This is a genomic window from Bradyrhizobium sp. CCGUVB23, from assembly GCF_024199885.1.
In the GTDB taxonomy this organism is placed as follows: domain Bacteria; phylum Pseudomonadota; class Alphaproteobacteria; order Rhizobiales; family Xanthobacteraceae; genus Bradyrhizobium.
In genome coordinates, this window is sequence record NZ_JANADQ010000001.1 from 6,386,395 (window position 1) to 6,411,566 (window position 25,172).

General features: G+C 65.4%; 18 protein-coding genes. All 18 read left to right on the forward strand.

Going from position 1 to position 25,172, the window contains the following annotated elements:
• The first annotated feature begins 1 nt into the window (after position 1).
• The 18 genes from NLN62_RS29530 to ligA all read left to right on the forward strand — a co-directional run bounded on the left by NLN62_RS29530 (position 2) and on the right by ligA (position 25,149).
• Positions 2 to 394, forward strand: a complete 393-nt coding sequence (locus NLN62_RS29530) for a hypothetical protein (protein ID WP_254111179.1) — start codon at positions 2 to 4, stop codon at positions 392 to 394.
• Entirely contained in the window at positions 391 to 2,154 is a 1,764-nt protein-coding gene (locus NLN62_RS29535; RefSeq protein WP_254111180.1) for a penicillin-binding protein 2, read from the forward strand. Before NLN62_RS29530 ends, NLN62_RS29535 begins: the two co-directional genes overlap by 4 nt.
• Before the next feature lie 68 nt (positions 2,155 to 2,222).
• Entirely contained in the window at positions 2,223 to 3,695 is a 1,473-nt protein-coding gene (locus NLN62_RS29540; protein ID WP_254111181.1) for a UDP-N-acetylmuramoyl-L-alanyl-D-glutamate--2,6-diaminopimelate ligase, read from the forward strand.
• Positions 3,692 to 5,071 carry a UDP-N-acetylmuramoyl-tripeptide--D-alanyl-D-alanine ligase gene (gene murF / locus NLN62_RS29545; protein WP_027522349.1) on the forward strand — a complete coding sequence of 460 codons (1,380 nt, stop codon included), beginning with the start codon at positions 3,692 to 3,694 and terminating at the stop codon, positions 5,069 to 5,071. Before NLN62_RS29540 ends, murF begins: the two co-directional genes overlap by 4 nt.
• A 144-nt stretch (positions 5,072 to 5,215) precedes the next feature.
• Entirely contained in the window at positions 5,216 to 6,319 is a 1,104-nt protein-coding gene (gene mraY, locus NLN62_RS29550) for a phospho-N-acetylmuramoyl-pentapeptide-transferase (protein ID WP_027522348.1), read from the forward strand.
• A gap of 7 nt (positions 6,320 to 6,326) precedes the next feature.
• Entirely contained in the window at positions 6,327 to 7,727 is a 1,401-nt protein-coding gene (murD, locus tag NLN62_RS29555) for a UDP-N-acetylmuramoyl-L-alanine--D-glutamate ligase (protein ID WP_027522347.1), read from the forward strand.
• A gap of 196 nt (positions 7,728 to 7,923) precedes the next feature.
• Positions 7,924 to 9,075: a putative lipid II flippase FtsW gene (ftsW, locus tag NLN62_RS29560; RefSeq protein ID WP_027522346.1), complete on the forward strand. Its 1,152-nt coding sequence runs from the start codon at positions 7,924 to 7,926 to the stop codon at positions 9,073 to 9,075.
• 183 nt (positions 9,076 to 9,258) lie between these two features.
• Complete coding sequence (gene murG / locus NLN62_RS29565; RefSeq protein ID WP_027522345.1) at positions 9,259 to 10,359, forward strand: undecaprenyldiphospho-muramoylpentapeptide beta-N-acetylglucosaminyltransferase; 1,101 nt, start codon at positions 9,259 to 9,261, stop codon at positions 10,357 to 10,359.
• Positions 10,360 to 10,479: 120 nt separating this feature from the next.
• On the forward strand, positions 10,480 to 11,883 hold the full coding sequence (murC, locus tag NLN62_RS29570; RefSeq protein WP_254111182.1) for a UDP-N-acetylmuramate--L-alanine ligase: 1,404 nt from the start codon (positions 10,480 to 10,482) through the stop codon (positions 11,881 to 11,883).
• Between the two features lie 193 nt (positions 11,884 to 12,076).
• On the forward strand, positions 12,077 to 12,994 hold the full coding sequence (murB, locus tag NLN62_RS29575; protein ID WP_254111183.1) for a UDP-N-acetylmuramate dehydrogenase: 918 nt from the start codon (positions 12,077 to 12,079) through the stop codon (positions 12,992 to 12,994).
• Positions 12,995 to 13,124: 130 nt separating this feature from the next.
• Positions 13,125 to 14,111 carry a D-alanine--D-alanine ligase gene (locus NLN62_RS29580; protein ID WP_027522342.1) on the forward strand — a complete coding sequence of 329 codons (987 nt, stop codon included), beginning with the start codon at positions 13,125 to 13,127 and terminating at the stop codon, positions 14,109 to 14,111.
• A 346-nt stretch (positions 14,112 to 14,457) separates the two neighbouring features.
• Positions 14,458 to 15,483, forward strand: coding sequence for a cell division protein FtsQ/DivIB (locus tag NLN62_RS29585; RefSeq protein ID WP_254111184.1), 1,026 nt, complete (start codon positions 14,458 to 14,460; stop codon positions 15,481 to 15,483).
• Positions 15,480 to 16,799, forward strand: a complete 1,320-nt coding sequence (ftsA, locus tag NLN62_RS29590) for a cell division protein FtsA (RefSeq protein ID WP_254111185.1) — start codon at positions 15,480 to 15,482, stop codon at positions 16,797 to 16,799. The genes NLN62_RS29585 and ftsA overlap by 4 nt, the downstream gene beginning before the upstream one ends.
• Positions 16,800 to 16,886: 87 nt before the next feature.
• Positions 16,887 to 18,674, forward strand: a complete 1,788-nt coding sequence (ftsZ, locus tag NLN62_RS29595) for a cell division protein FtsZ (protein WP_027522339.1) — start codon at positions 16,887 to 16,889, stop codon at positions 18,672 to 18,674.
• Between the two features lie 359 nt (positions 18,675 to 19,033).
• Positions 19,034 to 19,996, forward strand: coding sequence for a UDP-3-O-acyl-N-acetylglucosamine deacetylase (gene lpxC, locus NLN62_RS29600; RefSeq protein WP_027522338.1), 963 nt, complete (start codon positions 19,034 to 19,036; stop codon positions 19,994 to 19,996).
• A 254-nt stretch (positions 19,997 to 20,250) separates the two neighbouring features.
• A complete protein-coding gene (locus NLN62_RS29605; RefSeq protein WP_027522337.1) occupies positions 20,251 to 21,150 on the forward strand; it encodes an outer membrane protein assembly factor BamD in 900 nt (299 codons plus the stop codon).
• Between the two features lie 16 nt (positions 21,151 to 21,166).
• Entirely contained in the window at positions 21,167 to 22,840 is a 1,674-nt protein-coding gene (recN, locus tag NLN62_RS29610) for a DNA repair protein RecN (protein ID WP_027522336.1), read from the forward strand.
• Positions 22,841 to 23,001: 161 nt separating this feature from the next.
• Positions 23,002 to 25,149, forward strand: a complete 2,148-nt coding sequence (gene ligA, locus NLN62_RS29615) for an NAD-dependent DNA ligase LigA (RefSeq protein ID WP_027522335.1) — start codon at positions 23,002 to 23,004, stop codon at positions 25,147 to 25,149.
• Positions 25,150 to 25,172 lie beyond the last annotated feature (23 nt).

Here is a 25,172-nt window from a genome sequence, read left to right on the forward strand (position 1 = left end):
CATGCGCCTCATCCACCTCTTCGTCATCGGCGCGCTGATCTTCGCCGCGGCCTATGTCTACCGGATCAAGATGGAATCCACTGCCCGCACCGAGCGGGTGCTGCGGCTGCATGCCGACATCCGCGAGCAGCGCGATGCCATCGCCGCATTGCGCTCCGAATGGGCCAAGCTCGATGCGCCGCTGCGGCTGCAAGGACTTGCCGAGCGGCATCTGCAGCTCAAGCCGGTCAATGGAACGCAATATGACTCGCTGAAGAACCTGCCCGATCGTCCGCCGCGGCTTGTCAAGCCCGGTGAGCCCGATCCGATCGGCGCCATGATCAACACCATCGAAGCTGCGACCGATGCCGACACGGTCACGGGTTCGGTACCGCAGCCGGAGGACAAGCAATGAGCGCTGTCACTCCGGGCAAACCCGCAAAGCCTGCGGAGCGCGCAACCGAGCCTTGGCGTCAGCGGCTGATCCGCAGCCTGCTCTACGGGCGCAACGTCGATCGCGCGGCGAAGGCACGTGCGCGCGTCGGCCTTGCGATCCTGGCGTTTTCGGCCGTCTATGCGCTGATCGGCGGCCGGCTCGTGATGTTCGCCATCGGCGCCGACGTCCATAGCGCCCGCCGCGGCGGCGCTCAGGACGTGGTTGCGACCGCGCGGCCCGACATCGTCGACCGCAACGGCGAGATTCTCGCCACCGACGTCAAGGCGCCGAGCCTGTTCGGCGAGCCGCGCCGCATCATCGACAAGGACGAGGCGATCGAACTCCTGACCGCCACGGTGCCTGACCTCGACGAGGCCGAAGTGCGCGAGCGCCTGTCCTCGCGAAAGGGTTTCGTCTGGCTGAAGCGCGAGATCACGCCGAAGCAGCAGCAGGATATCCACAAGCTCGGCGTTCCCGGCATCGGCTTCCTGCGCGAGAACAAGCGCGTCTATCCGACCGGGAACGAGGTCGCCCACCTCATCGGTCTCGTCAACATCGACAACCAGGGCATCGCCGGCATGGAGAAGTGGCTCGACAGCAACGGGCTCGCCGATCTCCACCGCGCGGGTTTTGCCACCGATCGCCTGCAAAAGCCGATCGAGCTGTCGGTGGACCTGCGCGTCGAGCATGCGCTGCGCGACGAGCTGTTGAAGGCGAAGGAGAAGTTCCACGCCAAGGCGGCCTCGGGCATCATCTCCAATGTCAAAACCGGCGAAATCGTCGCGATGGTCTCGCTCCCGGATTTCGATCCCAACAATCCGAAAGAAGCCCACGACCCCGACCGCATCAACCGTCTGACCACCGGCGTCTACGAAATGGGATCGACGTTCAAGGCGTTCACGCTGGCAATGGCGCTTGATTCCGGCAAGATCAACTTGAACTCGTCGTGGGATGCGCGGGGAAATCTGCACTACGGCAAGTTCACCATCCATGACAGCCACATGCTTGGTCGTTTCATCAACACCAAGGAAGTGTTCACCTACTCGTCCAATATCGGCGCCGCGCGGATCGCGCTCGGCCAGGGCGTCGAGGCGCACAAGGCTTTCCTGGCTAAAATGGGCCAGTTGACGCGGCTGCGCACCGAGTTACCGGAGAGCGCGGCTCCGCTGGTGCCGCGCCGTTGGGGCGAGCTGAACACGGTCACCATCGCGTTCGGTCAGGGCCTGTCCGTGGCGCCCCTGCAGGCGGTGATGGGCATCAACGCCCTGGTGAACGGCGGCTACCTGATTCCTCCGACGTTCCTCAAGCGCAGCGAAGAAGAAGCCGCGGCGATGGCCAAGCGCGTGATCAAGCCCGAGACCTCCGACAAGATGCGCTATCTGATGCGGCTCAACGCCGAGATCGGCACGGCCAAGAAGGCCGATGTTCCCGGCTACTATATCGGCGGCAAGACCGGCACGTCCGAGAAGGTCGTCAACGGCCGCTATGCCAAGAAGCGCGTGCTCAATTCCTTCACCGCGATTATGCCTTCCGACAATCCGAAATATCAGATTCTGGTCATGCTGGACGAGCCGCAGGCGCTGCAGGAGACGTATGGCTTCATCACGTCGGGCTTTAATGCCGTGCCGACGGGGGGCAAGGTCATCGCCCGTATCGCGCCTCTCCTGGGCATCGAGCCCCGTTTTGACCTGCCGCCGTCCGACCGCCTTATTCTTGCAGCATCCAGGACAACCCAGTAAGCCGTACCCGGGCTGCCCTGAGTCGGGTTTCCCCCTTGGATCCGGCTTGGCATTTCGACTGGAAGGCCATGAAACTGCGCGACCTCCTAGGTCAGGATTTTCTGGGCAATGATGCCGCAATCGAGCCCGCTGTCGCGGCGCTCGAGGTGACGGGGCTTGCGCTCGACAGCCGCGTGGTCGAATCAGGTGATCTCTTCTTCGCGCTTGCGGGTAGCAAGACCGACGGCGCGCGCTTCATCGACGCTGCCGTTGCCGCGGGTGCCGTGGCCATTGTCGGCGACCATGCGCCGGCCGGCTGCAAGGTGCCGTTCATCGCGGTCTCCAATCCGCGCCGCGCGCTGGCGCTGGCCGCGGCAAAATTCTTTCCCGCCCAACCCGCAACCATCGCGGCGGTGACCGGCACCAGCGGCAAGACGTCGGTTGCAGCGTTCACGCGGCAGATCTGGGAGCGGCTTGGGCACGTCTCCGCGAGCATCGGGACAATCGGCCTCGTCTCGCCGAAGCGCACCGTCTACGGCTCGCTGACGACCCCCGATCCGCTCGCGCTGCACCGGCAGCTCGATGAGATCGCGCGCGACGGCGTCACGCATCTGGCGTTCGAAGCATCCTCGCACGGGCTCGATCAATACCGCCTCGACGGCGTGCGCATCGCAGCCGGCGGCTTCACCAATCTCTCGCGCGATCACATGGACTACCATCCGACCGTCGCGCACTATCTTGCAGCCAAGCTGCGGTTGTTCCGCGATCTGGTTCTACCGGGCGGCGCGGCCGTGATCTGCGCCGATCATGATTGCTCGACTGAGGCGATCGAGGCCGCGAGGTCGCGCGGCTTGCGCGTGATGGCGGTCGGCCGCAACGGCGACGGGGCAGGCGAGGGCATCCGCCTCGTCGACGCCAAGATCGACGGCTTTTCGCAGCAGCTCGCGATCGAGCATCGCGGCAAGGCGTATTCGATCAGGCTGCCGCTGGTCGGCGCGTTCCAGATCGAGAACGCGCTGGTTGCCGCCGGCCTTGCGATCGGCACCGGGAGCGATGCGGCGAATGTCTTTGCGAGCCTCGAACATCTCGAAGGCGCCAAGGGTCGGCTCGAGCTCGTCGGCGAACGCAACGGCGCGCCGATCTTCGTCGACTACGCACACAAGCCGGATGCACTGGTCAAGGCACTGCAGGCGCTGCGGCCCTATGCCAAGCGCAAGCTGATCGTCGTGTTCGGCGCCGGCGGCGATCGCGATGCCGGCAAGCGACCGATCATGGGCGCGATCGCGGCTGAGAATGCCGATGGCGTCATCATCACCGACGACAATCCGCGCAGCGAAAAGCCGGAAGCCATTCGCGCCGCGATCCTTAGCGCCGCAAAGGGCGCGAAGGAGATCGGTGATCGTGCAGCGGCGATCCGCGCGGCAATCGACGAGCTCGAGCCGGGCGATGCGCTGCTGATTGCCGGCAAGGGTCACGAGACCGGGCAGATCATCGGCAGCGATGTGCTGCCGTTCAGCGATCACGAGGCGGTCGCCGCCGCATTAGCGACGAGGGTTTCATGAGCGCGCCATTGTGGACGGTTGCCGAGGTGGCGCATGCGCTGGGGATCGCAGGATCGTTCCCCGACACGGCGATCGACTTCGTCACCCAGGACAGCCGCCTGGTGAAGCCGGGCTGCCTGTTCGTTGCGCTGAGCGGCACGCCGAGCGGCGGCTTCATCTCGGCCTTCGCCAGCGCGCGCGACGGCTGGGAGTTTGCGGACAAGGCGGAAGCTTCAGGCGCGGTCGCGATGATCGTGCCGCACGAGATCGCGGGCATCCGCATTCCGCAACTCGTCGTCAAGGACACGCTGATCGAAGGCCTCTGGGGCCTCGCGCGTGCCGCCCGTGCGCGCTTCAAGGGGCCCGTGATCGGGCTCACGGGAAGCGCCGGCAAGACCAGCACCAAGGAATATCTCGCGGCCTATCCGAACGCCTATGCGAGCCCGTCCAGCTTCAACAATTTCTGGGGCGTGCCGCTGACGCTGTGCAATGCGAGGCCTGACGCGAGCCTCTGGGTCGTCGAGATGGGCATGAACCAGACCGGCGAAATCGCGCGGCTGAGCGGGTTGACGCAGCCGACGGTGGCGCTGGTCGTCAACGTGCAGCCGGTGCATCTGGAAAAGCTCGGCTCGCTCGAAGCGATCCGGCGCGAGAAGGTCTCGATCGCGCTGGGCCTGCCGAACGATGGCGTGCTGGTGCTGCCGGCCGATATCGCCGCCCCCGAATGGAACGGTAAGGTCATCCGCTTCGGTGACGGCACCGAGTTGTGCGAGCTCAGGCACACGCCGCAGGGTGAAAGCTGGCAGGTGAGTGCGCTGGTCGGCGGCAAGGAGATCGACTTCAGCCTTACGCCCGGCGCACCGCATCGCGTCCACAACGCGCTGGCCGCGCTGGCCTCGATTCACGCGGCCCATCTCGATGCGGCTGCACTCGCTTCAAGGCTCGATGGCGTCGGCATCATGACCGGCCGCGGCGTCGAGCAGACCGTTGGCGGCGTCACCGTGATCGACGACAGCTTCAATGGCAACCCGGCCAGCATGGCCGCGGCCCTGGAAAGCCTCAAGGCGCGCCATATGACCGGCGGCCGCCGCATCGCCGTGATCGGCGACATGCTCGAGCTGGGAACTGACGCGCCGTCCTATCACGTGAATCTTGCAACACATCTCGACGGCATCGACGGCGTCTACTGCGTCGGCTCCTTGATGCATCATCTCTACCAGAAGCTGCCGGCGGCCAAGGGCCTCGGCTGGCATGAGGACCCCGCCACGCTGGCCCCGCGAGATGTTGCGGATCTGCTGAAGGCAGGCGATGTCGTGGTTGTCAAGGGCAGCAAGAAGATGTTCTGGGTCAACAAGTTTGTGCCGGGGCTAGTGGCCGCCTTGCAGGCAAAGGCGTAAACTGGTTAAGCGCCGTGTCTGATCCCACCATCCCCGGCTGTCCGGTTTTTGAGGGTCGCCCGACCACATGATGAAGGCCGGCGAATGCGCCAAAAGCGCTTTCCGGCAAGGCCGCATGCGAAGAGGCGGTATAGGACTGTCTGAATGTTTTACTGGCTGATCGAGCTTTCCAACACATTTCCGAGTTTCGGTGCGTTTCGCACCCTGCTGAACGTTTTCCGCTACATCACGTTCCGCACCGGCGGCGCCGTCGTCACCGGCGCGCTGTTCGTGTTCCTGTTCGGGCCCTGGATCATCGATCATTTGCGCATCCGCCAGGGCAAGGGTCAGCCGATCCGGGAAGATGGCCCGCAATCGCATCTCAGCAAGAAGGGCACGCCCACCATGGGCGGGCTGATGATCCTGTCCGGCCTCACGGTCGGCACGGTGCTGTGGGCCAATCCGCTCAACCCCTATGTCTGGATCGTGCTCGCGGTGACGCTCGGCTTCGGCTTCGTCGGCTTCTATGACGATTACCTGAAAGTGACCAAGCAGACGACGAGCGGGTTCGGTGGCAAGCTTCGCCTGCTGATCGAGGCGATGATCGCGCTGGTCGCCTGCTACGCGCTGGTGCGGCTGAACCGCGATCCCTCCTCCACCGCGCTCGCGATTCCCTTCTTCAAGGACGTCGTGCTGCACTTCGGCTGGTTCTTCGTGATCTTCGGCGCCTTCGTCATCGTCGGCGCTGGCAATGCGGTGAACCTCACCGACGGGCTCGATGGCCTCGCCATCGTGCCCGTGATGATCGCGACCGCGAGCTTTGCCATGATCGCCTATCTTGCCGGTAACGCCGTGTTCGCCGACTACCTCCAGATCAAATATGTGGCGGGCACCGGCGAGCTCGCGGTGCTCTGCGGCGCGCTGTTGGGCGCCGGCCTCGGCTTCCTCTGGTTCAATGCGCCGCCGGCCTCGATCTTCATGGGCGACACCGGCTCGCTGGCGCTCGGCGGCATGCTCGGTGCGATCGCGGTTGCGGTGAAGCACGAGATCGTGCTCGCGGTGATCGGCGGGCTGTTCGTGCTGGAGGCGGTCTCGGTCATCGTGCAGGTCGTCTCGTTCAAGCTGACGGGAAAGCGCATCTTCAAGATGGCGCCGATCCATCACCATTTCGAGCAGCTCGGCTGGACAGAGCCGCAGATCGTGATCCGCTTCTGGATCATCTCGGTGATGCTGGCGCTCGCCGGCCTCTCCACGCTGAAGCTGCGGTGATCGATCGATGATCCCGGTCACGTCCTTCGCCGGCAAGACCGTCGCGGTCTTCGGACTCGGCGGTTCGGGTCTCGCAAGCTGCCATGCGCTGAAAGCCGGCGGCGCCGAGGTGATCGCCGGCGACGACAGTGCCGACAATCTCGCCAAGGCGGCGCAGGAAGGTTTCATCACCGCCGATCTGCGCACCGTGTCATGGGCGAATTTTTCGGCGCTGGTGCTCGCACCCGGCGTGCCGCTCACCCACCCGGCGCCGCACTGGAGCGTGCTGAAAGCGCGCGAGGCCGGCGTCGAGGTGATCGGCGACATCGAGCTGTTCTGCCGCGAGCGGCGGCGCCACGCGCCGAACGCGCCGTTCGTCGCCATCACCGGCACCAACGGCAAGTCGACGACGACTGCGCTGATCGCGCATCTGACCAAGGTTGCCGGCTACGACAGCCAGATGGGCGGCAATATCGGCACCGCGATCCTGTCGCTGGAGCCGCCGCGCATGGGGCGCGTCCATGTCGTCGAGATGTCGTCCTACCAGATCGACCTCACGCCCTCGCTCGATCCCTCCGCCGGCATTCTGCTCAATATCAGCGAGGACCATATCGACCGCCACGGCACCATCCAGCACTACGCCGCGGTGAAGGAGCGCCTGGTCGCCGGCGTGCAAGCAGGCGGCACCTCGATCGTCGGTGTCGACGATGGCTGGTGCCGCGACATCGCCGACCGGCTCGACCGCGCCGGAAAGAACGTGGTGCGCATCTCCGTCAGGAATCCGCTTGCGACCGGCGTCTATGTCGAGCACGGCACGATTGCCCGCGCCTCCGGCGGCGCTCGCAGCGAAGTTGCAAAGCTCGGCGGTATCGGCTCGCTGCGCGGCCTGCACAATGCGCAGAATGCCGCCTGCGCCACCGCCGCCGCGCTCGCGATGGGCATCAGTCTCGATGTCCTGCAGAACGGCCTGCGCAGCTTCCCCGGCCTTGCGCATCGCATGGAGCAGGTCGGTCGGCGCGGCAACGTGCTGTTCGTCAACGACTCCAAGGGCACCAACGCGGATGCGGCCGCGCATGCGCTGTCGTCCTTTGCCGACATCTTCTGGATCGCCGGCGGCAAGCCGAAGATGGGCGGCATCACCAGCCTGACGGGCTTCTTCCCGCGCATCCGAAAGGCCTATCTGATCGGCGAGGCCGCGCAGGAATTTTCGGGCACGCTGGGCACGCAAGTCGCCCACGAGATCAGCGAGACACTCGATGTCGCGGTGGAGCACGCCGCACGCGATGCCGAAGCCTCGGGCCTCGGCGAGGCTGTCGTGTTGCTCTCACCCGCCTGCGCCTCGTTCGACCAGTACCGCAATTTCGAGATCCGCGGCGCCAGGTTCCGCGAGCTGGTGCAGGCGCTGCCGGGCGTGAAGCCGGTGGTGTGATGCCCTTGTGTCCCGGACGCGCGTAGCGCGAGCCGGGACCCAGAAGACACAGTGGGCCCCGGCTCTGCAGCGCACCGCAAGAGCGCTGCGCTGCGTCCGGGGCACGAACTCTTCACAACTTGATTGATCCCATTAACTCCCCGTAAACCAACCTCGGCGACCAATGGGCTGATCTCTGTCCGAAGGCCGGCCGCCCATGCTCTCCCGTGAAGAACGCACCCCCTTTTCCGAATGGTGGTGGACCGTCGACAAGCCGCTGCTCGGTGTCATCCTGGCGCTGATGCTGACAGGGGTGATCCTGTCGCTGGCGGCGAGCCCGCCGGTTGCGACCCGCATCGGGCTTGATCCCTTCCACTTCTTCAGCCGGCACGTGATGTTTTTGGCTCCGTCCTTCATCGTCCTGATCGGCGTGTCGTTTCTGTCGCCGCGCGCGATCCGGCGCAGCGCGCTGATCATCTTCGCGATCAGCATCATCCTGATCGTGGTGACGCTCGCCATCGGTCCCGAGGTGAAGGGCTCGCGGCGCTGGATCACACTGCTCGGCGTCAACATCCAGGCCTCCGAGGCCGCAAAGCCGTCCTTCGTCGTCATCGCCGCCTGGCTATTCGCGGAATCGACCAAGCGGCCGGAGATGCCGGCGACCTCGATGGCGCTGGTGCTGCTGCTGATGCTGGTCTCGCTCCTGGTGATGGAGCCCGATTTCGGCCAGACCATGCTGATCCTGATGGTGTGGGGCGCGCTGTTCTTCATCGCGGGCATGCGCATGATCTGGGTGTTCGGGCTTGCGGGCGCCGCCTCCGCCGGCCTGTTCAGCGCCTATCTTTTTGTTCCCCATGTCGCCGGGCGCATCAAGCGCTTCATGAATCCGGCTTCGGGCGACACCTTCCAGGTCGATACCGCGATGGAGGCCTTCTACAACGGCGGCTGGTTTGGCCTCGGGCCGGGCGAGGGCATCGCCAAGCGTAGCCTGCCGGACAGCCACACCGATTTCGTGTTCGCGGTCGCCGCCGAAGAGTTCGGCATCATCCTGTGCCTTGCGATGCTGGGGCTGTTCGCCTTCATCGTCATCCGCACGCTGTCGCGCGCCTATGCCAATGAGGACATGTTCTCCCGCTTCGCCGCCTCCGGCCTTGCCATCTTGTTCGGCGTGCAGGCCGCGATCAACATGTCGGTCAATCTTCAGCTTATCCCGGCCAAGGGCATGACGCTGCCGTTCATCTCCTATGGCGGCTCCTCGATCGTGACGCTCGCCTATGGCGTCGGCATGATGCTGGCACTGACGCGGCTGCGACCGCGCACCGAGGTGGAGTCGATCGGCCACGCCGAAGCGATGCGCAGCTACGCGTGAGTTGCCCTCGTGTCCTGGACAAGCGAAGCGCAGATCCGGGACCCAGAATGTCGCGAGCATGGGCCCCGGTTCAGCAGCGCACCACGCCGCGAAGAAGCGGCGCGCTGCGCTGCGCCCGGGGCACGAACTCTGTGACGTGGTCTGTCTCGCAATGACGGGAAAGTCCCTGTAAAACCCACGGCCATGGACACCTCCCCCTTGATTCTTCTCGCCGCGGGCGGCACCGGCGGTCATCTGTTCCCGGCCGAGGCGCTCGGCGTCGAGCTGATCCGGCGCGGATTTCGCGTGCGCCTCGTCACGGACGCGCGGGCGCTCCGCTACAGCGGGTTGTTCAGCAAGGACATGATCGACGTCGTGGCGAGCGAGACCGCGCGCGGCCGCAATCCGTTGCAGCTCGCCCATGCCGGCTTCACGCTCGCCGCGGGCACGCTGTCAGCCTTCAACCTGATGCGCCGATCGAGGCCGATCGCGGTCGTCGGCTTCGGCGGTTATCCGACGCTGCCGCCGCTGATCGCGGCCAGGCTCGCCGGCGTGCCCGGCATCATCCACGATGCAAACGCGGTGCTCGGTCGCGCCAACCGGTTCCTAGCGCGCTATGTCCGCGCGATCGCGACGTCCTTGCCGGGCGTGCTCGACCGCGATCCTGCGCTGGCGCCGAAGACCACGACGGTCGGCACACCGATGCGTCCGGCGATCCTTGCGGCCGCCGCGGTGAAGTACACACCGCCTGAGCCGAACGGTCCGCTCCGCCTGCTCGTCGTCGGCGGCAGCCAGGGTGCGCGCATCATGGCCGACATCGTGCCCGGCGCGATCGAGCGGCTTGAGCCTGCGCTCTGGAGCCGGCTGATCCTCACCCAGCAGGTCCGCGAAGAGGACATGACGCGGGTGCGCGCGGTCTACGACAAGCTCAAGATCAATGCCGAGCTCGCGCCGTTCTTCACCGATCTGCCGGCGCGGCTTGCTTCCAATCACCTCATCGTGTCGCGCTCGGGCGCCGGCACGGTCGCCGAGCTCGCCGCGATCGGGCGGCCCTCGATCCTGGTGCCACTGCCCGGCTCGATCGACCAGGACCAGTTCGCCAATGCCGGCGTGCTGGCCCAGGTCAACGGCGGCTTGCGCATTCCGCAGACCGAGTTCACCTCGGATCGGCTGGCTGCCGAGATCTCCGCTTTCGCCGCCGAGCCTGCCCGCCTTGCCGCCATGGCCGAGGCCGCCCGCGGCGCTGGCCGGCTCGATGCCGCCGAGCGGCTGGCCGATCTGGTGGTCAAAGTCGCCGGACTTTGACGCGAAAAAGCCCTTGTCTTCGCCTTCTAAAGCGGGGCATCCAGTACGAGGCGCGGCTGATTTGGGCCGTGAGATCAGCCAGATGCCGCCTTCGCAGGCGGCAAGGTCAGGGAACAGATCATGAGACTGCCGCGCGGGATCGGACCCATCCACTTCGTCGGGATCGGCGGCATCGGCATGAGCGGCATTGCCGAGGTGCTGGTCAATCTCGGCTACACCGTGCAGGGCTCGGACGCCTCCGACAATTACAATCTCGAGCGGCTGCGCAAGAAGGGCGCAAAGGTCTCGGTCGGCCACAAGGCCGAGAATGTCGATGGCGCCGACGTCGTCGTGGTGTCCTCTGCGATCAAGCGCGACAATCCGGAATTGATGGCGGCGCGCGCGCAACGCATTCCCGTGGTGCGCCGCGCCGAGATGCTGGCCGAGCTGATGCGGCTGAAGAGCTGCGTCGCGATCGCCGGCACCCATGGCAAGACCACGACCACGACGATGGTCGCCACGCTGCTCGATGCCGGCGGCCTCGATCCGACCGTGATCAACGGCGGCATCATCAACGCCTATGGCTCGAATGCACGGCTCGGTGCCGGCGACTGGATGGTGGTGGAAGCGGACGAGAGCGACGGCACGTTCCTGAAGCTGCCGACGGATGTCGCGATCGTCACCAATGTCGACCCCGAGCATCTCGATCACTTCAAGACGTTCGATGCCGTGCAGGATGCGTTCCGCCATTTCATCGAGAACCTGCCGTTCTACGGCTTTGCCGTGATGTGCATCGATCATCCGACCGTGCAGAGCCTGGTCGGCAAGATCGAGGATCGCCGCATCATCACCTATGGCGAGAATCCGCAGGCCGATGCGCGGCTCGTCGATCTCACGCCGATGGGTGGCGGATCGAAATTCAAGGTCGCGATTCGCGATCGCAAGAGCGGTGCCGTGCATGAGATTGCGGATCTCACGCTGCCGATGCCGGGACGTCACAACGCCTCGAACGCCACGGCCGCAATCGCGGTGGCGCATGAGCTCGGCGTCTCCGACGAGGCGATCCGCAAGGCGATGGCCACTTTCGGCGGGGTGAAGCGCCGCTTCACCAGGACCGGCGAGTGGAACGGCATCACCGTGATCGACGATTACGGTCACCATCCCGTCGAGATTGCTGCCGTGCTGAAGGCGGCACGCGAATCCACCAATGGCAAGATCCTCGCCGTGGTGCAGCCGCATCGCTTCACCCGCCTGCAATCGCTGTTCGAGGAATTTTGCACCTGCTTCAACGATGCGGACGCGGTTGTTGTCGCCGAGGTCTATCCCGCCGGTGAGGCGCCGATCGAAGGCATCGACCGCGATCATTTCGTCGCCGGCCTGCGCGCCCACGGCCATCGCCAGGTGATCCCGCTACCGGCATCCTCGGATCTCGCCGGCATCGTCAAGGGCATGGCGAAGCCAGGCGATCTGGTCGTGTGCCTGGGCGCCGGCAACATCACGCAATGGGCGTATGCGCTGCCCGGTGAATTGAAGGCGCTGGGGTGACGGCGATGACGATGGTCGGATCAGTTGCCCCACGGCACCCTGCGCTCCCTCTCCCCTTGTGGGAGAGGGTGGGGGAGAGGGGTAGCCACAAACTCCGACGTCGCTTGGGGCTACCCCCCTCCCTGGCCCTCCCCCACAAGGGGGGAGGGAACGGGGACAGTGTGCCTCCCTTGCATGAGGCGCGTGCTCTCGCATGAGCTTCCCCGACATCACCCCCGACCTCAAAGCCGCGATGCCTGACCTGCGCGGGCGTTTGCTGGCGAATCAGTCGCTGGCCGAGCTCACCTGGTTTCGCGTCGGCGGGCCGGCGCAGGTGTTGTTCACGCCGGCGGATGAGGATGATCTCGCTTACTTCCTCGCGCATCTCTCGCACGACATTCCCGTCTATGTCGTCGGCGTCGGCTCCAATCTCATCGTGCGCGATGGCGGCATGTCGGGCGTCGTAATCCGTCTTGCACCGCGTGCCTTTGGCGATGCGAGTGCGAGCGGCGACATCGTCACCGCTGGTGCGGCCGCGCTCGACAAGCGCGTCGCGGAAGTGGCGGCCAGCGCTGATATCGGCGGGCTCGAATTCTTCTTCGGCATTCCCGGCACGATCGGCGGCGCGCTGCGCATGAATGCAGGGGCCAATGGCGGCGAGACCAAGGACGTGCTGATCGAGGCGACCGGCATCGGTCGCGACGGCACGAAGCACACCTTCTCCAACGCCGACATGAAGTTCGTGTACCGCAACAGCGGCGTTGACCCCTCGATCATCTTCACCTCCGCGCGCTTTCGCGGCGTCATCACGGACGCGGACGCGATCCGCGCCCGCATGGCGGAGGTGCAGACCCATCGCGAGACCGCGCAGCCGATTCGCGAGAAGACCGGCGGCTCAACCTTCAAGAATCCGCCCGGCCACTCCGCCTGGAAGCTGATCGACGCCGCCGGCTGCCGCGGCTTGCGCATCGGCGGCGCGCAGGTGTCGGAGATGCACTGCAACTTCCTGATCAATACCGGCGATGCGACCGGTCATGACATCGAGACGCTTGGCGAAACCGTGCGCGAGCGCGTGAAGGAAAATTCGGGAATTGAGCTACACTGGGAAATCAAAAGGATCGGGGTTCCATGATCACCGTCATTCCGGGGCGCGACGAAGTCGCGAGCCCGGAATCCATACTCTCGATCGTGGTTATGGATTCCGGGCCTGCGCCTACCGGCGCATCCCGGAATGACGAAGGTGGAAAGGCAGCTAGCTAATCATGCGCATCACCATTCTCTTCGGCGGCTCCAACAGGGAACGTCTGGTCTCGGTTGCAAGCGCGCAGGCCCTGCACCAGGCGTTGCCTGAAGCCGATCTCTGGTTCTGGGATGTCCAGGACAAGGTGCACGTCGTCCAGTCAAAGCAGCTCGCCGAACACGCCCGTCCCTTTGAGGACGAGTTCAATCCGGGCACGCGCGGAATTCCGCTGGAACAGGCGCTGGACCAGGCGAAGGCGGAGAACCGTGTGCTGGTGCTTGCGCTACATGGCGGCTGCGCCGAGAACGGCGAACTGCAGGTGATGTGCGAATCGCGCGGCGTGCCCTTCACTGGATCGGGCTCGGCATCCTCGCATCTCGCCTTCGACAAGATCGCCGCCAAGCAGTTTGCCGCGCTCGGCGGCGTGACGCCACCGACAGGTATTGCGCTGGAAGACATCGACGACGCCTTTGCCGAATACGGCAGGCTGATCGCAAAGCCGGCGCGCGATGGTTCGAGCTACGGCCTGATCTTCGTCAACGCCAAGCAGGATCTGGTTGCTGTCCGCAACGCTGCGAAGCACGAAGAGTACGTCATCGAGCCCTACATCGCCGGTATCGAGGCGACCTGCGGCGTGCTGGAGCGGCCGGACGGCTCCATGATCTCGCTGCCGCCGATCGAGATCATCCCGGGCGAGGGCAATTTCGACTACGCCGCAAAATATCTGCTCTCATCGACCCAGGAGATCTGCCCCGGCCGCTTCTCGCCGGAGGTCACGGCCGCGCTGATGGACCAGGCGATGCGGGCGCATCGGGCGATGTCCTGCACCGGCTATTCCCGGTCGGACTTCATCGTGTCGGACAAGGGCCTGGTCTATCTCGAGACCAACACGCTGCCCGGCCTCACCAAGTCCTCGCTCTATCCCAAGGCGCTGAAGGCGCAGGGGATCGAGTTCGTCGACTTCCTGCGCGACCTGATCGAGCTCGCCGAACAGCGCGTGCGGAAATAATTAGGGTTGGTTAACGGCCGGCCGGGCGAAACAGCCCGTTTTGGAACCCAAAATCGGTAAAATGCCGGAGATGGCGGCATAAATGCCTCACAAGACGAGGCAAAAAGCTCCGGCCGTTAACGAAGTTTACCTTTTGTTTACCAGGAAGTCCGAAGGTTAACGCTGGCGGCGCATATGGCGATTTGGCTGCCGGCGCGTGGGCTGTCACGGGTGTTCCCGTCTCCGGCCAACGCTTTGAAGGGGAGAGGCTTCTTCTGCTGAAGACCACCCGGCCGGCCGGTCCGAGACGTCATGGGCGCCAGGACCCGCGAGATTTCCGCGGGCTAACTGTTGACGAGCTCGTGCAATGGATGGTGCAGGCAGCCTCACCCGGTCAGTACTTCGATCTCTGAGGCCCCAAGCTGACCTGAAGGCGGCCGCTGTTGGAGCGGTCGTGCTTCTGCGCGAGTGGATCGAGCAGAAGCGCCAGGACAAGCGCGAAGAGAAGCTCCAGGAAAAGCGCGCCCGCGCCAAGGCTCTTCCGGAGCGCGAGCCGACGCCGCGCATCGTCGCGCTGGTCGAGCGCTTCCTGCCGCGCCGGGTCGGGATCAGCCTGACAGTCATCCTGCTCGCCGGCGCCACCGGCCTCGGCATCGTCAAGGGCGGCCATCTCCAGGATTTCATCACCGCGGTCAGCGATGCCCGCAATGCGCTGGCCAATTCCGCCGGCTTCCGAATCACCTCCGTCGTCATCAACGGCCGCAAGCAGCTCAGCCAGGACGAGATCCTCGCCATCGGCGGCGTCAGCGGCCGCTCCTCGCTGCTGTTCCTCGATGCCGACGGCCTGCGCGACAAGCTCAAGGCCAATCCCTGGATCGCGGATGCGACCGTGCTGAAGCTCTATCCGGGTCAGCTCCAGATCGACATCAGCGAGCGCAAGGCGTTCGCGCTGTGGCAGGAAGCCGGCCGGCTCTCCGTGATTGCCGACGACGGCGCCGTGCTCGAGCCCTATGTTTCGCGCCGCTTCCTGACGCTGCCGCTCGTGGTCGGCAAGGGCGCCGCCACCCAGGCGCGCGATTTCCTCGCGCTCCTCGCGCGTTATCCGCAGGTGCAGTCGGCGACCAAGGCGGCGATCTTCATCGGCGAGCGCCGCTGGAATCTGCGGTTGAAGGACGGCCTCGACGTGCGGCTCCCCGAGCAGGACGTCGGCAATGCGCTTGCCGCCCTGTCCAAGCTCGACAAGGAGGAGAAGCTGTTCTCCAGGGACATCGTCGCCGTCGACATGCGTCTGCCCGATCGTCTCGTAGTGCAGCTCTCCGACGACGCCGCAAAGGCGCGCGAAGAGCTGTTCAAGGCAAAGCAGCCGAAGAAGAAGGCCGGTGATTCCGCATGACCGGTCTCGATCGCACCCAGACGCCGAAGACCCGCCCGATGCCGCATAAGCGCGCCGGGCTCGTCGCCTGTCTCGACATCGGCACCAGCAAGATCGCCTGCATGATCGCGCGGCTGAAGCCGTCCGCGCCGAGCGAGGCGCTGCGCGGCCGCACCCATGCGGTTGAATTGACCGGCTACAGCCAGATCCAGGCGCGCGGCATGAAGGCCGGTGCGGTGATCGATCTCGGCGAATGCGAGCAGGGGGTGCGCCAGGCCGTCGGGCTTGCGGAAAAGATGGCCAAGGTGCGGGTCGAATCCGTGCTGCTGTCGGTCTCCGGCGGCAGGCTCGCCGGGCATATGGTCGAGGCTGCCGCCGACATCCGCGGCGGCGCGGTCACGCCGGCCGACGTCAGTCGCGTCACCTCCACCGGCATGCGTCATGCCACCGGCGAGGGCCGCACCGTGCTGCACGCGCTGCCCGTCGGCTACACGCTCGATGGCGTCAAGGGCATCCGTGATGCCCGCGGCATGGTCGCGCGCCAGTTCGGCGTCGACATGAACGTGGTGACCTGCGACGCCACCGTGGCGCGGAACCTGATGCTGGCAGTGGAACGCTGCCACATCAACGTCGAAGCCATGGCGGCGAGCCCCTATGTCGCCGGCCTCTCCGTGCTGACCGACGACGAGGCCGATCTCGGCGCCGCCGTCGTCGAGATGGGTGCGGGCACCACGACCATCGCCGTCTATTCCGGCGGCCGCTTCGTGCATGCGGCAGGCTTTGCAGTCGGCGGCCATCACATCACGATGGACCTGGCGCGCGGACTGTCGGCGACCATCGCCGACGCCGAGCGAATCAAGACGCTCTATGGCACTGTCATCACCGGTGGATCGGACTCGCGCGAGCTGATGTCGGTGCCGACCGCAGGCGACGAGCAGGATCTGCCGCAGATCGTCTCCCGCGCCACCATCGCCAACATCGTCAAGCACCGGGCCGAGGAAATCTTCGAGATGGTCCGTGACAAGCTGAAGGAATCGCCCTTCGCGGCCGAGCCGAATGGTCGCATCGTTCTCAGCGGCGGTGCCTCGCAACTCACCGGGCTCGTCGAGCTCGGCACGCAAATTCTCGGCCGTCCCGTGCGGATCGGCCGACCGCTCGGCTTCGGCCGGCTGCCCAATGAGGCGAAGAACGCCGCCTTCGCGGTGCCCGCCGGGCTCCTGGTCTACCCGCAATATGTTCACCTTGAACATGTCGAACCGCGGCATACGCGGCAGATTAAGACAGGGACCGGCGGTTATTTCGGAAAGGTCGGACGATGGCTTCGCGAGGGCTTCTGATGACAGGTTTCCACATTCCCGGATTTTCACCAACTCCCGCGGCCGCCGGCCGGGGCGAACCCACGCGCACGTGATCGAGAGGCAACCATGACCATCAGCATCAACGTTCCTGATATTCACGAACTGAAGCCGCGGATCACCGTGTTTGGCGTCGGCGGCGCCGGCGGCAACGCCGTCAACAACATGATCACGGCGGGCCTTCAGGGCGTCGACTTCGTGGTCGCCAACACCGACGCGCAGGCGCTGACGATGTCGAAGGCGCAGCGCATCGTGCAGATGGGTACGCAGGTCACGCAAGGCCTCGGTGCCGGCTCGCAGCCGAACGTCGGTGCGGCTGCCGCGGAAGAGGTGATCGACGAACTCCGCGACCATCTCTCGGGCGCCAACATGGTGTTCGTCACCGCCGGCATGGGCGGCGGCACCGGCACGGGAGCCGCTCCTGTCATCGCCAAGACCGCGCGCGACATGGGCATCCTCACCGTCGGCGTGGTGACCAAGCCTTTCCACTTTGAAGGCGGCCGCCGCATGCGCACCGCTGAAGCGGGCATCAACGAGCTGCACAAGGTCGTTGATACGCTCCTGATCATTCCGAACCAGAACCTGTTCCGGGTCGCCAACGAGAAAACCACCTTCGCCGACGCCTTCGCGATGGCTGACCAGGTGCTCTATTCGGGCGTTGCCTGCATTACCGACCTGATGGTGAAGGAAGGCCTGATCAACCTCGACTTCGCCGACGTCCGCGCCGTGATGCGTGAGATGGGCAAGGCGATGATGGGCACGGGCGAAGCCTCCGGCGACAAGCGCGCGCTGACCGCCGCTGAAGCTGCGATCGCCAACCCGCTGATCGACGATTCCTCGATGAAGGGTGCCAAGGGCCTCCTGATCTCGATCACCGGCGGCAAGGACCTCACCCTGTTCGAGGTCGACGAAGCCGCGACCCGCATCCGCGAGGAGGTCGACCAGGACGCCAACATCATCGTCGGCGCCACCTTCGACGAAGCCCTCGACGGCCTGATCCGCGTCTCGGTCGTTGCCACCGGCATCGAGCAGGCGGCGATCGCCCGCAACAGTCAGGCCTCGAGCGCACCGGCCGTCGCCGTTGCCGCCCCGCATGCTCCGGCCGCCGTGGCTGAAACCCGGCTCGCCGATCTCACCGCGCGGCTGCGGGCGGACAATCAGCGGCTCGCCGAGCGTGCCCAGAAGCTGGAAGCGCAGATCCCGCAGGCGGCGGCCGCTCCGGTTGCTGCCGCCCCCATGGCGCCGCGTCCCAATGTCGAGCGCGCTGCGCTGGCTGCGATTGCCGCCGCTGTGGCGCCGGAAGTGCCGCATGCGCCGGCGCCCCAGACCTATGGCGACGTCACCGTGCGCCCGATCGCGCAAAAGCCCTCGCTGTTCCCCGAGCCGGAAGCAGCACCCGTCGCGATGCATGAGCCGATGACGCCGGAAACCTTCATCCCGCCGCAGGCCGAGCGACCGCCGCTGCGAGCGCCGCGGATGCCGCGCCTCGAGGACCTGCCGATGCCGGCGCAGGCGGAGATTCGCCAGGGCCGCGAGACCGAGGACGAGCCGACTCAGAAGACTCGCCTGTCGCTGTTGCAGCGCCTTGCCAATGTCGGCCTCGGCCGTCGCGACGAGGAGAGCGAGCCGCCGGTCGTCGCCCGCACCGCAGCTCCCGCTATGCCGCCGCTGCCTGACCGCAAGCCACAGCGCAGCGTGGCTCAGCAGATCGCAGCTAGCGAGCCGGTATCAGAGTATGCCCGCCGACCCCCGCCGCAAGGCTTGGACGTCCACGGCCGCCCCGCGCCTGTTGCGCCGGCGCCACAGGGAGACGACCATCTTGATATCCCGGCCTTCCTCCGCCGTCAGGCGACGTGAGGATTGTTACAATCAAGACGACGAAAAAGTCCCGGCGAAATGTTCGCCGGGACCTTTGCTTTCGGCCTGCGGGATCTCGGCTGGCAGAGGCAACCGACTGATTTTAAATGATTAATTATGTATTTCGTGATGCAATAAAGTTACCGAGACCGGCTCCAAACGTGGCGCAAATTGGTTCACGCCCCGCCCGAATGCGGCAGAGTTGGGGTAACAATTGGTAAAAAAGCGTGAGTTGGCTTGTTTGGGGCAGTGACTATGGTTTGCGCGTGACTTGGGGATACGGAGATTCGAGCTGGTGCCTCAGACGGCCAGTTCGGTCCAGTATAAGTCGCAGTGGGTCGTAGGGTGGGCAGTTCCTGATGAAATTTAGCCGGCAAACAACGCTCCGCGCGCAGGCCACAGTGGTTGGCGTCGGCGTTCATTCCGGTCTCCCCGTAACGCTGACCTTGGGGCCTGCACCTGTTGATGCAGGCCTGGTTTTTGTCCGCACCGGCCTCGAAGGTTGCGACCGCGAAGTGCAGGCCACTGCCGAGCAGGTCATCGCGACCGATTTTGCGACCGTGCTTGGCGACAGCGACGGTGCGCTGGTGTCGACGGCCGAGCACGTGCTTGCTGCTTTGCGTGGCATGGGCGTGGACAACGCGACCATCGAGATCGACGGTCCGGAAGTACCGATCATGGACGGCAGCGCAGCGGCGTTCGTCGCGGCAATCGACCAGGCCGGTATCGTGAGCCAGCCGGCGCAGCGCCGGTTCATCCAGATTTTGAAGCCGGTCTCGGTTGCGATCGGCGATTCCTTCGGCGAGCTGCGGCCTTACGCCAACGGCTTCCGCGCCGAGATCGAGATCAATTTCGCCAATCCGGTGATCGGCCGGCAGGCCTACACGTTCGAGCTCAGCCCGGAACGTTTCCGCCGCGAGATCGCGCGGGCCCGCACCTTCGGCCTGATGTGCGATCAGGCGCGTCTCTGGAGCGCAGGCTTCGCGCGCGGCGCCTCCTTCGAGAACACCGTCGTGTTCGACGAGGAGCGGCTGCTGAATACCGAAGGCCTGCGCTACGCCGACGAATGCGTGCGCCACAAGGTGCTGGACGTGGTGGGAGATCTGGCGCTGGCTGGCCTGCCGTTGCTGGGCGCCTATCGTTCGGTCCGCGGCGGCCACAAGCTCAACCACGCCGTCCTGACCGCGCTGCTTGCCGATCGGACCGCCTGGCGGGTGGTCGAGGGTGAGGCGGCTCGCCGCACCACGCGTCCCGTTGTCGAGGTCGGCAGCGGTATCGTCGGTGGCCGGATTGCCGCCGCCTACGGGCCGGACGTGTCCTGAACGACCGATTCCGGCCGCTTTGGCCCTTTACGCATTTCCTGGTAACCATGATCGGCTAGCTTCAGTGCACCGTCGCCTTAATCCGGGCGAAATGCCTGCCTATCCGGGACCTTAACGATCGTTTTTGGGTTACACCGGCTTGGGTCGCATGGCAGGGCGCCGAAGCACGGGCAAACTTATACGGCAGATTTCGCGGCCATGGCGGGGTCATGGCGCGGCGGGCAGCGCATCACAGGGCGTCAGGTCTTAAATTCATGTCAGCACAGCGTATGACGCGCGAATCATTCACGGCTTCGCTCGCACCCTCGGCACGGCGGTTGCTGCAGGCTGCCGCGTTCCTCGCGGTCGCGCTGCCGCTCGGTGGCTGCGGCACTGGCGAGCTGTGGGACAAGTTCACCGCCAAGGACGACACCTTCGTCGAGGAGCCGGCCGACAAGCTCTACAATGAGGGCCTGTACCTCATGAACGAGAAGAAGGACATCAAGGCGGCGAACAAGAAGTTCGAGGAAGTCGACCGGCAGCACCCCTATTCCGACCTCGCCCGTAAGTCGCTTCTGATGTCGGCTTATGCGTCCTATCAGGCCGGCGACTATGACAGCTGCATCGGCTCCGCGAGCCGCTACGTCACCCTGCATCCCGGCAGCCCGGACGCGGCGTACGCGCAGTATCTGATCGCGGCCTCCCATTACGACCAGATCCCTGACATCAGCCGCGACCAGACCCGCACCGAGAAGGCGATCGCCTCGCTCGAAGAGGTGGTGCGCAAATATCCGAACTCCGAATATGCGACCAGCGCCAAGTCCAAGATCGAGGGCGCACGCGACCAGCTCGCCGGCAAGGAAATGGCCGTCGGCCGCTATTACGCGCAGAAGCGCGACTTCACGGCCGCGATCAACCGCTACAAGACCGTGGTCACGCAGTACCAGACCACGCGCCACGTCGAGGAGGCGCTCTACCGCCTGACCGAGGCCTATATCGCGATCGGCATCGTCGGTGAGGCGCAGACCGCGGCCGCCGTGCTCGGGCACAATTTTCCTGACAGCCGCTGGTACAAGGACGCCTATAATCTTGTAAAATCCGGCGGTCTCGAGCCGAGCGAGAATCAGGGGTCCTGGATCAGCAGGACCTTCAAGAAGATGGGCCTCGGCGGCTAGGAAATTTTGGGGTTCCATGCTGGCGCGTCTGTCGATCCGTGACATCGTCCTGATCGAACGGCTCGATATCGAATTCGCAACCGGCCTTGCGGTTTTGACCGGCGAGACGGGCGCGGGAAAATCCATCCTGCTCGATGCCTTTGCGCTGGCGCTCGGCGGCCGCGGCGATGCCGGCCTCGTGCGCCACGGCGCGGAGCAGGGGCAGGTCACGGCCGTGTTCGACGTGCCGAAGGCCCATCCCGCGACGAAGATCCTCGCTGAGAACGGGCTGGAAGATACCGGTGAGATGATCCTGCGCCGCGTGCAGCTCGCCGACGGCCGCACCCGCGCCTTCATCAACGACCAGTCGATCAGCGTGCAGACCCTCAAGGCGGTCGGCGCTGCGCTGGTCGAGATCCACGGCCAGCACGACGAGCGCGCGCTGGTCGATGCATCCACGCACCGCCGCCTGCTCGATGCCTTTGCCGGCCTCGAAAAGGATGTCACAGCCGTCGAAGCGCTGTGGGATGCGCGCCGCACCGCCAACACCGCGCTGGAGGAGCATCGCACGGGCATGGAGCGCGCCGCGCGTGAGGCGGATTATCTGCGCCATGCCTCGGACGAATTGAAGCAACTCGCGCCGAAGGACGGCGAGGAGACTTCGCTGGCCTCCCGCCGCACCACCATGATGCAGGGTGAGAAGATCGCCTCCGACCTGCGCGAGGCGCAGGAAATCGTCGGCGGACACAATTCGCCGGTCGCGGCTCTTTCGGCGGCGGTGCGAAGGCTGGAGCGCCGCGGCGTCAATTCGCCGGCGCTGGTCGAGCCCGCGGTGAAGGCGATCGACGCCGCGATCAATTCGTTGGAGGAGGCCGACCAGCATCTCCAGGCCGCACTCGCCGCAACCGATTTCGACCCCTTGGAGCTCGAACGCATCGAGGAACGGCTGTTCGCGCTGCGCGCCGCCTCGCGCAAATATTCGACGCCGGTCGATGGCCTGGCAGCGCTTGCCGCGAAATACGCGGCCGATGTCAGGTTGATCGATGCCGGCGCCGAACAGTTGAAGAAGCTCGAGCAGGCCGCAATCGAGGCCGACGCGCGCTACGCCGGCGCCGCAAAGAAGCTGTCAGTTGCGCGGCAGAAATCGGCGGAAAAGCTCAACAAGGCCGTCAACGCCGAACTCGCCCCGCTCAAGCTCGAACGCGCGAAATTCATGACCCAGGTGGAGACCGATGAGCGCGCGCCGGGACCGCAGGGTTTCGATCGCGTCGAGTTCTGGGTGCAGACCAATCCGGGCACCAAGCCGGGGCCGATGATGAAGGTCGCCTCCGGCGGCGAGCTGTCGCGCTTCCTCCTCGCGCTGAAGGTCGTGCTGTCCGATCGCGGCTCGGCGCCGACCCTGGTGTTCGACGAAATCGACACCGGCGTCGGCGGTGCGGTGGCTGACGCCATTGGCGCGCGGCTCGCGCGGCTTGCCGGCCAGGTGCAGGTGATGGCCGTAACCCACGCCCCGCAGGTCGCCGCCCGCGCCGACCAGCATCTCCTGATTTCCAAGGACGCCCTCGACAAGGGCAAGCGCGTCGCCACCCGCGTCAATGCGCTCGCCGCCGACCACCGCCGCGAGGAGATCGCGCGGATGCTGGCGGGCGCGGAGATCACCGCGGAAGCGAGGGCGGCCGCGGAACGGCTGCTAAGGGCGGCGACGGCTTAATTTTCGTGTCCCGGACGCGCGTAGCGCGAGCCGGGACCCAGAGCGCTGCCACATGGGCCCCGGCTCTGCAGCGCATCGCTGAAGAAGCGCTGCGCTGGGTCCGGGGCACGAAACCGTGACCCGCCTTTACCCTCGCGCCGCGTCTGTCGTATTCAAGCACCATGGCAAGAGCAGCAAAATCCAAACCGCTTCCCGACGTCGCCGATCTCACCAAGGCGCAGGCCAAGGTCGAGCACGTGCGGCTTGCCCTCGAACTCGAGGGGCACGACAAGCGCTATTACCAGGACGACGCGCCGACCGTTACCGACGCCGAATATGACTCGCTGCGCCAGCGCTTCAATGCGATCGAGAAGCGCTTCCCGGAATTCGTCAGCGCGGAGTCGCCGTCGCAGAAGATCGGCGCGGCGCCGTCCGGACGCTTCAGGAAGGTCCGGCACGCGGTGCCGATGCTGTCGCTCGACAATGCCTTTGCGGAAGAGGACGTGCGCGATTTCGTCGGCCGCATCGCGCGCTTCCTGAAGCTTGCCGATGACAGGATCGATTTCTCCGCCGAGCCCAAGATCGATGGGCTCTCGATGTCGCTGCGCTATGAGGGCGGCGAGCTCGTCACAGCTGCGACGCGCGGCGACGGCGCGGAAGGCGAGGACGTCACTGCCAACATCCGTACGCTCGAGGACGTGCCGAAGAAGCTCAAAGGCCGCAACGTCCCCGACATCTGCGAGGTGCGCGGCGAGGTCTACATGACCAAGAAGGCATTCCTGGCGCTCAACGAACGGCAGAAAGCGGCGGGTGACACCATCTTCGCCAATCCGCGCAACTCGGCCGCGGGCTCGCTGCGGCAGAAGGACCCCGGCATCACCGCCTCGCGCCCGCTCGGGTTCTTCGCCTATGCGTGGGGGCAGATGAGCGCGATGCCGGAGGGCACGCAGAGCGGCATGATCCACTGGTTCGAGCGCTGCGGTTTCAAGACCAATCCGCTGACGAAGCTTTGTCACTCCGTCGAGGAGCTGCTCGCGTTTCATCATTCAATCGAAGAGCAGCGTGCCGAGCTCGACTACGACATCGACGGCGTCGTCTACAAGGTCGACCGCATCGACTGGCAGGAACGGCTCGGCTTCGTGTCGCGCACGCCGCGCTGGGGCATTGCGCACAAGTTTCCGGCCGAGCGCGCCATGACCGTGCTGCGCGACATCGAGATTCAGGTCGGCCGCACCGGCTCGTTCACGCCGGTCGGCAAGCTCGAACCGATCGGCGTCGGCGGCGTGATCGTGCAGAACGTCACGCTTCACAACGAGGACTACATCAAGGGCATTGGCAACAAGGGCGAGGTGCTGCGGGAGGGTCGTGACATAAGGATCGGCGACACCGTCGTGATTCAGCGCGCCGGCGACGTCATTCCGCAGGTCGTCGACGTCGTCATCGACAAGCGGCCCAGAAACGCGAAGGAATTCCACCTCCCGAAGAAGTGCCCGTGCCCGCTGCACACTGACGTGGTGCGCGAGGAGACGGCGACGGGCGAGGAGGGGTCGCGCGCCCGCTGCACCGGCGAGTTCGCCTGTCCCTATCAGAAGATCGAGCATCTGAAGCTGTTCGTGTCGCGGCGCGCGTTCGACATCGATGGCCTCGGCGAGAAGCAGCTTCAATACTTCTTCGACGAAGGTTTTGTGAAGGAGCCCGCCGACATCTTCACGCTACAGAAGCGCAACGCGAAGCTGAAGCTGGAGGAGATCGAGGGTTACGGCGAGACCTCGGTGCGCAACCTGTTCGGCGCGATCGAGAGCCGGCGCAACATCGCCCTGGAGCGCTTCATCTATGCGCTCGGCATGCGTCATGTCGGCGAGACCACGGCCCTGGCGCTAGCGCGCGGTTATGGTTCCTGGGACGCCTTCCACGACGCCTGTCTCAAGGCCGCCAAGGGCGACGAGGAGGCGATTGCCGACATGGATGCGCTCGACCAGATCGGTGACACCGTGATCAAGAGCATCGCCGACTATTTTGGCGAGAGCCACAACCGCGGTATCGTCGAGCGGCTGACAGGCGAGGTCGATATCATCGACGCCGAGAAGCCGAAGAGCAATTCGGCCGTTGCCGGCAAGACGGTGGTGTTCACGGGCTCGCTGGAGAAGATGACGCGAGATGAGGCCAAGGCGACCGCGGAGCGGTTGGGTGCGAAGGTGTCGGGATCGGTGTCGAAGAAGACTGACCTCGTCGTTGCCGGCCCCGGCGCGGGATCAAAGCTCGCTGAAGCCAACAAGCACGGCGTCAAGGTGCTGACCGAAGACGAGTGGCTGAAGCTGATCGGGGAGTGAGGCGGTACGTTCGCCCCTTGCTC